The organism is Microcystis sp. M_QC_C_20170808_M3Col (assembly GCF_007095505.1).
Taxonomy (GTDB): Bacteria; Cyanobacteriota; Cyanobacteriia; order Cyanobacteriales; family Microcystaceae; genus Microcystis.
The window spans coordinates 1-9,126 of record NZ_SFBY01000173.1 but is presented as its reverse complement, the minus strand read 5'-3'; the positions used below and the strand labels follow the sequence as shown (position 1 = coordinate 9,126).

At 42.8% G+C, this 9,126-nt stretch carries 6 protein-coding genes; 5 read left to right on the top strand and 1 reads right to left on the bottom strand.

Annotated features, from left to right (window positions below; genetic code table 11):
- Positions 1-224: 224 nt before the first annotated feature.
- Positions 225-1,421 carry a DUF4377 domain-containing protein gene (locus EWV84_RS07925; RefSeq protein WP_353806916.1) on the top strand — a complete coding sequence of 399 codons (1,197 nt, stop codon included), beginning with the start codon at positions 225-227 and terminating at the stop codon, positions 1,419-1,421.
- Positions 1,422-1,861: 440 nt separating this feature from the next.
- Here EWV84_RS07925 and EWV84_RS07920 read toward each other — a convergent pair whose 3' ends face one another.
- Positions 1,862-2,638: a slr1353 family protein gene (locus tag EWV84_RS07920; RefSeq protein WP_286827225.1), complete on the bottom strand. Its 777-nt coding sequence runs from the start codon at positions 2,636-2,638 to the stop codon at positions 1,862-1,864.
- 422 nt (positions 2,639-3,060) lie between these two features.
- Here EWV84_RS07920 and EWV84_RS07915 point away from each other — a divergent pair, with 422 nt between their 5' ends.
- From EWV84_RS07915 to EWV84_RS07900, 4 genes are all read left to right on the top strand, one after another.
- Entirely contained in the window at positions 3,061-5,313 is a 2,253-nt protein-coding gene (locus EWV84_RS07915; RefSeq protein ID WP_287077570.1) for a ribonuclease R family protein, read from the top strand.
- Between the two features lie 2 nt (positions 5,314-5,315).
- Entirely contained in the window at positions 5,316-6,098 is a 783-nt protein-coding gene (locus EWV84_RS07910; protein WP_287077569.1) for a DUF3153 domain-containing protein, read from the top strand.
- Positions 6,099-6,369: 271 nt separating this feature from the next.
- Positions 6,370-7,416, top strand: a complete 1,047-nt coding sequence (gene fbp / locus EWV84_RS07905) for a class 1 fructose-bisphosphatase (protein ID WP_287077568.1) — start codon at positions 6,370-6,372, stop codon at positions 7,414-7,416.
- 115 nt (positions 7,417-7,531) lie between these two features.
- Positions 7,532-8,905 (top strand): AAA family ATPase, encoded by a 1,374-nt coding sequence (locus EWV84_RS07900; protein WP_287077567.1) that lies wholly within the window; start codon positions 7,532-7,534, stop codon positions 8,903-8,905.
- The last annotated feature ends 221 nt before the right edge of the window (positions 8,906-9,126 follow it).

Sequence of the window (9,126 nt, the reverse complement as noted above, 5' to 3'; positions counted from 1 at the left end):
AGACCAGAACAGAGTAAATCTGTTAAGGCAGGTGCGGAACCCCGCAAGGGAAAGAAGCAGAAACCCAAATCGTGAGGTTTGGGAATCACCGTCCGTTTACGGCGGTGAGGATGTCAACCGTCACGGGATGGTCAGAAAGAGAAATCCTAAAAATTATCCTAACCACTCAGTCGATTACCCCACGCCATAATACAATTGTTGCTTTGACGAGGAGAATAGCAATTTTGAACGCCAAAAAAACGGGAATTTTCTTGACAATTGCCCTAAGTTGTGCTTTAGCGGGGAAAGTAGCGATCGCTAATACTTCCCCTTTGGAGGGGACTCGATGGAAACTAAGGGGTTGGACAGCCGGAAGTTTGGTCAAAGAAACGGAAATTACTGCCGCTTTCCAGAAAAATATCCTCAGTGGTTCGGCCGGATGCAACCAGTATAATACCGGCTATCAAGTCAATAATGGCACGTTCCAGATCAACCAAGCGATCGCTACTACCAAAAAAGCTTGTCCGGAACCGCAGATGAAACAAGAAAATCAATATCTCGCTGCCTTGCAAGGAGTGGAACAATTCCAAGTGACAGCTAAAGGCGATTTACAATTATTTTATCGTACTCCCGAAGGTTTAGGAATCCTCACTTTTACCCCCGCACCGACCACCACGCGCACGGAAAAGACAATTTATATCAATTCTAGGAAACAACCCTGTAGCCAAGGCCCAACCAAAGACTGTTTACAGATGCGAGAAAAACCAGAGGAAAACTGGAGATTGTTCGCCAATAGTATCGAGGGATTTGATTATAAACCAGGATTTTTATATCAAATTAAAGTTAGCGTTGAAACCGTCTCCAATCCAGCTAATAATCAAAATTCGGAAACATGGAAGCTATTAGAAGTTATTAGCCAAACCCCAGAAAAAGAGACTCCGCGAGCTTGGTTTGATCGACCGTTAACTAATTGGAATAAAGCCAAGTCACCTATCCCCAAATCTCCCGTTAAAACCGTGATCGATAACCAGTGTCGTGAACAGGTTCGTCCGGCAATTACTGCCAATGATCAAGCGCTTAATAAAGCAGGATGGTTACTGTACGGAGCCGTGCAAACCTATGGTAAAACTAGCGTTATTTCGGCCATGAGTGGAGTGGATGGAATGTGCCGACCGATGGGTTATCAAGACTTTGTTTTTGTCGATGGTAAATTCGCTGGCACTCTTTCCCCGCGACCGATGGATTCCCGCGCTGATGGAGCATCTCAGAGAATTGTTTTACAAAATAGCGATCGAATTATTGTGGTTTTTAATCGCTATAAAGACACGGATCCTCTCTGTTGTCCTTCCCAATTAAGTCGCGTTATTTATCAAATCGAAACAGTCAGCGGAGTGCCAGTTGTTGTTCCCAAAGAAGTGGAAACAGAAGCGGTGAGAAACTAATTCAGTTATCAGTTATCAGTTATCAGTTATCAGTTATCAGTTATCAGTTATCGGTTATCAGGGAGATAGGGAGATAGGGAGATAGGGAGATAGGGAGATAGGGAGATAGGGAGATAGGGAGATAGGGAGATAGGGAGATAGGGAGATAGGGAGATAGGGAGATAGGGAGATAGGGAGATAGGGAGATAGGGAGATAGGGAGATAGGGAAAAAAATACTGGCAGTTAATAGCTTCCTTTTTTATTATATCTCCCGCAAAAGTGAGTTTTTAATCGCAGACTTGCTCTTAAAGTCCTTAATTTAAGGATTTTTCCAGAAAAAGATCGCTTTTCTACTGCCAGGAAATAATCTATTTCTTTCTTCTTCTCCTGACTCGGAGAATACTGGCTCTTGACTCCTCACTTAACGGAAGATTTTTGATTTATGCAGCAGGTTTAGTGATTAGGCACTGATACTAGATAAGTAGTTATAGAATTCTAATAACTCCTCATTAGTTAGCAGTAAACGGGACTTTTTGCCATAGGTAGAAATCAGGTATTCCCGACCTTTTTCTGTAGTCCAAGCTAATCGTTTCATCTCCACATCAATTTTAGTTTTAAGAACTGAATAATCGATTTCTTCGGGAATAACAACAACTGGTTCTGGTTCTGGGGGTTCTTCTTCAGTTAAACTCGCTTCTTCTGGCAATTCTGATAATAAGGAGTAATTATCGGTTTCCATTTCTAATAATAAAGGCTCTGGTTCTGGTAAAGGAATATCCTTAACTGGGGGTAATTCCGGTTCAATTTTAGCTGGGGGAATATCCTTAACTTGGGGTAATTCCGGTTCAATTTTAGCTGGGGGAATATCCTTAACTTGAGGTAATTCCGGCTCAATTTTAGCTTCAGGACGAGGTATTTCAGTGACTTTAGCCGTTTTGGTCGATTTTTTGGCACTAGCGACGGGTTTAGGTAAATCTTCTGGTAGAGAAATATTATTGGGGCTGATTTTTTCCACAAGCTGGAGATCGGGGGTGCTTTCAGCCTCTAAAAGCAGTAAAGCCCGTTCTCTGGCTCGATCTTCGGCGATTTCCACCGTATCTGCCGCAGCTAAACCTGTAACGACCGTTTTTCCCTCAATTTCGACGATCGCTTTCACAATATACTTGCCGTGATCGATTTGAACTAACTCACTAATCAGGGCAACTTGGGGGTAACGTTGGCGTAACTTTTGCAGCATGGTGACTTTTTCGAGTTCTTTTGTACTTATATTAGAATACTCTATCGCAATTATGGAAAAATGTAGCAAGTTCTTGCTAAGATTAAAGGTTAGATAAAATTTTCAGTTCTAGGATTAGCCTTGCCCACAGTAACAAGATTCTACTAGGCTGAAGCTTCTGCCAGAAAGACTAGCGATCGCCGAAAAGTTTACCGGTGTTCGCTATTGGCTTATACTAACGAAGGCTTCGATAATTCTCTTCGGTAGGTTCGGGTGTTCGATGCTTGGTCAGTTTACCTTCACTGTCACCACCAGCGATCGCAATTAGCCCGATAGAGATAATCTCTGGAGTCAATGGTTTAAATCAATCTTCTCATTATTAAGTATTTAAACTTAATTATTCACGATTCCGTCAGTGTCTTGTAAGTAAGGATTATTGTCAGATGGACTTCTCGATCGCCACACTCCTCTCTCATCTTAGTGATGATAAATTAGCTACGGGTAAACTTCTCGAAAAAAAACTGGGCTGCGAAGACGATCCCGAAAGCTGCGAAAAATTGCAAGTGATTCTCGATGCTTTAGAACGTCTGGGAATGGTTGCCAAAGAACGCGGGCGCTATCGTCGTGTGATCGAGGAAAATATCGTAGAAGCAAAGCTGCGCTGTTCCAGTAAAGAATTTTGCTTTGCTATCCAAGATAGCGAAGATGCTGATGACATCTACGTCTCGAAAAATCATTTAAGTAACGCTTGGAATGGCGATCGAGTTTTAGTCAAAATCATCCGCGAGGGGACCCGTCGTCGTTCCCCGGAGGGAGAGGTGAGATTAATTCTCGAACGAGCTAATCCTTCGCTTCTAGCGCAAGTAAAACAGGAAAATGAGCAGTTTGTGGCGGTTCCCCTGGATGATCGCCTGAAATTTACCCTTAATCTCCTCGAAAATGGTCAAAACCTCCAAGAAAACATCGATCACCTCGTTCATGTTTCCGTCCTCCGTTATCCCCTAGGGGAAATGCCTCCCATCGGTAAAGTTACTCGCGTTCTCGGTTCCACGGCCGAGGCCGCTGCCGACACCGATATCGTCTCCTGTAAACACGATCTACCCCATAATTTTCCGCCGGAAGCCCTTGAAATTGCCGATAATTTAGCGGATTTCTTCGATAGTGGCGAAAAAGAACAACTGCGAGATTTAACCCCACTCTTCACCTTTACCATCGAAGATGACAACCCCCTGGATTATCCCCCAATCATTGAAAATGCCTTTTCTTTAGAGAAAATCAACCAAAATCGCTGGCGAGTCGCCATTCATATCAGCGATGTAGTCCGTTACATTGAACGGGGCGGATTATTGGATAAAGTTGCCAAAAAACGGGGAACTGCCGTCTATTTAGGCGAAAAAGTGCTGCCATTAGTCCCGGCTGCCGTTACCAGTCGTTGTTCCCTGTCACCGCAAGAACAGCGCCCCGCTATTTCTATCCTCGTCACCCTCGATGACAAGGGGGAGCTAGTGGAGTACGAAATCACCCGCAGCCTCATCCAAGTGGATCAACATTTTACCTATCAACAGGTGCGCGATCTGCTCAGTGAAGAAGATAGCGAAGCTGCCCCCACCGATACCGTTGAAACCCTGAAAGATTTATTTTTTAGCGTTTGCCCCACCCTAAAATCCCAACGTCTGCAGCGGGGTAGTTTTGATATTCAATTAGACAAAATCTCTCCCTACAAAGACGAAGGACGGGGGGGGACTGTTCTCGCTTCTAATAATTTACCGGCCCGTTCTTTACTGACAGAAGTGGCAATTTTAGCCGGCAAAGTCGTCGCTGAACATTTGCAAGCTTTAAACTTACCCTGTATCTACTGTGGACAATCGGAACCGGATTGGGATGAATTGGAGGATTTACTCAAATTAGCCAATAATTTAGGGGCAGAATTAAATTTAACTGCCGAGGAGGAGATTAAACCCAATGACTATCAAAATCTCACCCGCATTTTTTCCACTTCCACATCGGTGAAAGTCCTCAATTATCTCCTGCAAGAAACTCTCAAATTAGTTAGATATAGCAGCCATCCTTTACACCATTTTGGTTTGGCCTATCCTGGCAATTATACCCACTGTCTATCACCCCTGCAAAGATATGCCGATCTTTGGGTACAACGGGTGTTAAAAATCCTATTAACAGAGGGGAAAGATCGCCGCAGCAAAATCGTCAAAGTCGGGGTTAATTTGGGCAGTAATAGCTGTCATGGACAGATTCATTGGAATATTCTACCAAGTCAAATTCAGGAGGAGTTAGAAGAAGAAAGTCACCTAATTGTTTCCCATCTCAATGATCGCTCAAAAATTGCTGAAGATGCGGAACAAGACCTAGAAGGATTGAAAAAAGCCGAGAAAATGAAAGAAAGAATGGGTCAAGTTTTTCGCGGCTTAATTACAGGTGTACAATCCTATGGTTTCTTCGTGGAAATTTCCGATTTATTAGTGGAAGGGTTGGTTCATGTTTCTTCTCTCAAGGATGATTGGTATGAATATCGCGCTCGTCATAGCTGTTTGGTAGGACGGAAAAATCGCGTTGCCTATCGTCTCGGTGATGAGGTAGAAGTGGAAGTAAAAGATGTAGACTATTATCGTCAGCAAATCGATCTAGTTACGGTTAGCGGTGGCAGTTCAGCAAGTTATGACGACTTAGAAGAAGATTAATTATGAATCAACCAACCACCGAAAAAATCGGGAAAACCCGCTTTATTCTGCCCTTTTTATGCGGTATTTTTCTCTTTTTAACTGGCTGTGTCCGTTACGATGTGGGCATTAATTTTCCCCACCAACACCACGGGGAAATTATTCAACATATCACCCTCGGACAACGCTTAACCAGTCTCAGTCAAACCGAAGCCACTAAATGGTTAAATAGTATCGAACAGAGGGCAAAATTACTTAAGGGGAAAACCGCTCATATTTCCGAACGAGAAATAATTGTGACTATTCCCTTTAGTAATGGTCAGGAATTAGAGGAAAAATTCAATCAATTTTTTGATCCTAGTTCTTCCTTTAAAATCAAAAATTCCGCCGATACTGATGATCTTAAGTTATTGCAACTAGATTCAAAACTGGCAGTTACAGAACAAGATTGCTTCTTTTTGACTCAGAAAAACTTAAAATTAACCGTTGATCTGCGGGCTTTAGGGGTACTTTCTGAACAGGGAAATATTATCGTTAGTCCCGGTTCTTTAGTCGCTATCGACTTCGCTTTAAATACTCCCTTAGCTGGTCAAAATATTGAAGATGACTCAGGATTAAATCCCCCGGTAGAACAAGTTGATGATCAGTTAATTTGGCATTTAAAACCGGGAGAAATTAACACCATTGCGGCAGCTTTTTGGGTTCCTAACTATTTAGGTATCGGCACAATAGTTATTGTTTTAATAACAGGTTTTGCCTATTACTTGAAATATAGACGCTTGCCCGGTGTATCCCCATCGACTTAAATTGAGAGGGCAAGTAAGTAGTTAGGTGTTAAAAACTGTCAGACACCCCCCTTATTAAGGGGGGATCGAACCCAAAATTTATCTTCAATTTAATTATAACCAGCTACTTATTGCCCAAAATTTAATGATCAATGAGAGAAAAATTAGCCAACTCTAAAACTGATCTAAAAATTGGCCAGCAATAGGGAAAATCTTGGCTAGGATCAAATCATAGTCACAATTGAGACTAGACGGGTTTCCTTTTTTTACTTTATTACTGGCAATTACAGTTATGGTTAGCAATATTCCCTTTTCTATCCCCGAACATAGCCTCGATCGAGATTGTACCACCCTCTCCCGTCACGTCCTGCAACAACTACAAAGTTTTTCCCCCGACGCGCAGGATTTAAGCGCAATTATGAGTCGAATTGCCCTAGCGGGGAAATTAATTGCCCGTCGTCTCAGTAAAGCGGGATTAATGGCGGATGTACTAGGTTTTACTGGAGAAACAAACGTCCAAGGGGAATCCGTCAAGAAAATGGACGTTTTTGCCAATGAAGTATTTATCTCGGTTTTTAAGCAAAGTGGTTTAGTTTGCCGTCTTGCTTCCGAGGAAATGGATAAACCCTATTATATTCCGGAAAACTGCCCCATCGGTCGCTATACCCTACTCTACGACCCGATCGATGGTTCTTCCAATGTGGATATTAATCTTAATGTCGGTTCGATTTTTGCCATCCGGCAACAGGAAGACAATGATTTAGACGGAGAGGCGCGGGATTTACTGCAAAATGGTCGTAAACAAATAGCCGCCGGTTATATTCTCTACGGTCCTTCGACTATTTTAGTTTACTCGATCGGTCGGGGTGTTCATGCCTTTGTCCTTGACCCCAGTTTAGGGGAATTTATCCTCGCCCAAGAGAATATTATTATCCCTGATCATGGGCCGATTTATAGTACCAATGAGGGCAATTTTTGGCAGTGGGATGAGGCAATTCGCGACTATACCCGTTATGTCCACCGTCATGATGGTTACACGGCCCGTTACAGTGGGGCATTAGTGGGAGATATCCATCGAATTATAATGCAGGGTGGTGTTTTTCTCTATCCGGGTACTGTTAAAAATCCTCAGGGAAAATTGCGCTTAATTTATGAAACTGCCCCCCTTGCTTTTTTAATTGAACAGGCAGGAGGTAAAGCTAGTGATGGGGTGACAAATCTTTTAGATATCGTTCCCGATAAATTACACACCCGCACACCTTTAGTGATCGGTAGTGTTGAAGATGTTAAATTGGTGGAGTCTTTTATCGCCGATCGCCGTCATCGCGATCAACTTTAACTTATAGTTTTATTTAGAGATTAGGAAGCCATATCTTTTCACTATTTCCCAACTGTTTTACGGTTTTATACCTAGTCTATCAGCAGTCAGCATATCCCTCGCCACTCTCACCGATATGGAAATTCAACGGGTCATCTTAAATAACATCGGGCTATTTGAAAAGCTGGAAATTTCCTTGGCACCTACAGAGCAAAACCCAAGCAACATTACTGTTTTTGTTGGTAATAACGGGGCTGGTAAAACTGCTATACTAAAAGCATTAGCAACTTCTCTTAGTTGGTTTACTGCTCGTTTACTTACAGAAAAAGGGAGTGGTAACCCTATTTCTGAAGATGCCATATTTAATACTGCTAATGCTGGCAGCATTGAAATCAAAGTCTCGGATTTCTCCAAATCATTAAACAATCCCGATCAAAGCGAGATTGACCCTTATTTCAGATGGATTCTTGCAAAAAATAGAAAAGGACGTAAAGCCCAATATAATAGCAACCTTAATGACTGTACGCGCTTGGCCAATCGTTATCGTGATGCCCTCACCCATGATGACAAAACTAGCCTACCTCTAATTGCGTTTTATCCTGTCGAGCGTGTCGTACTCGATATTCCACTAAAAATTAGGACTAAGCATACCTTTTTGCAATTGGACGGTTATGATAACTCCTTAAGTCAGGGCGTTGACTTTCGTCGCTTTTTTGAATGGTTCCGAGAACGGGAAGATACCGAAAATGAATCAGGAGTTCCTGAAGACGTTCTCAACCAACTAAGACCAATAATGGCTGAAACCAATCAAGACTTATGGCGATGGTTAAATGAACGCAATGCCTCAGCTAAAGATCGGCAATTAACAGCAGTTCGCACCGCCATTGGCCGATTTATGCCCCATATGGATAACCTTAGAGTCCGTCGTAGGCCTCGTCTCTACATGGCAGTGGACAAAAATGGTGAAACCCTCAACGTCGCCCAACTTTCACAAGGCGAAAAATCCCTAATGGCTCTTGTTGGTGATATTGCCCGCCGTCTAGCCATGCTGAACCCTGCCTTAGAAAATCCTTTAGCAGGCGATGGTATCGTTTTGATTGATGAAGTCGATTTGCATCTACATCCCTCTTGGCAACGTCGCCTCGGCGAGCGCCTGACCGAAACTTTCCCAAATTGTCAGTTTGTGCTGACAACCCATTCACCTCTAGTGATCAGTGATTGTAAAAATGTTTTGATCTACACTTTAGCTAATGGCGAATTGCGACAGTTGCCCTCTCAATATGGGCAAGATGCTAATACTGTCTTATTAGATGTCATGAATACCAGCATTCGTAATGAGAAAATTGATACTGAATTGAACGATCTGCTAGATGCCATACAAGATTCAAAGCTAACTGAGGCTCAACAATTGCTGGCAGAATTAAGTGAGGAACTACCTGCCAATCATCTCGAATTGGTCAAAGCCAAACTACTGCTCCGTAAACAAGAATTGCGTCATGGGAACCATTAGTAAAGGGGCTGAACCTTATGCGAACCATTAGTAAAGGGGCTGAACCTTGTTGTTTAACAGCTTGGAAGAGGAAGAACACTCATGGGGCATACGATGATTTAGTTGACATCCTCGCCGCCCTAAAAGTGCGGCGATTCCTAAACCTCACGATTTAAGTTTCTGCTTCAACCACCGTTGCATACCACGGTTAAAAAACCATGTACTGTCTTACACAAAGTCCA

Excerpts from the sequence above, each read along its gene's own strand:
- EWV84_RS07900 (WP_287077567.1), top strand. The coding sequence starts at position 7,532 with ATGGAAATTCAACGGGTCATCTTAAATAACATCGGGCTATTTGAAAAG.
- EWV84_RS07915 (WP_287077570.1), top strand. The coding sequence starts at position 3,061 with ATGGACTTCTCGATCGCCACACTCCTCTCTCATCTTAGTGATGATAAA.
- fbp (WP_287077568.1), top strand. The coding sequence starts at position 6,370 with ATGGTTAGCAATATTCCCTTTTCTATCCCCGAACATAGCCTCGATCGA.
- EWV84_RS07920 (WP_286827225.1), bottom strand. The coding sequence starts at position 2,638 with ATGCTGCAAAAGTTACGCCAACGTTACCCCCAAGTTGCCCTGATTAGT.
- EWV84_RS07910 (WP_287077569.1), top strand. The coding sequence starts at position 5,316 with ATGAATCAACCAACCACCGAAAAAATCGGGAAAACCCGCTTTATTCTG.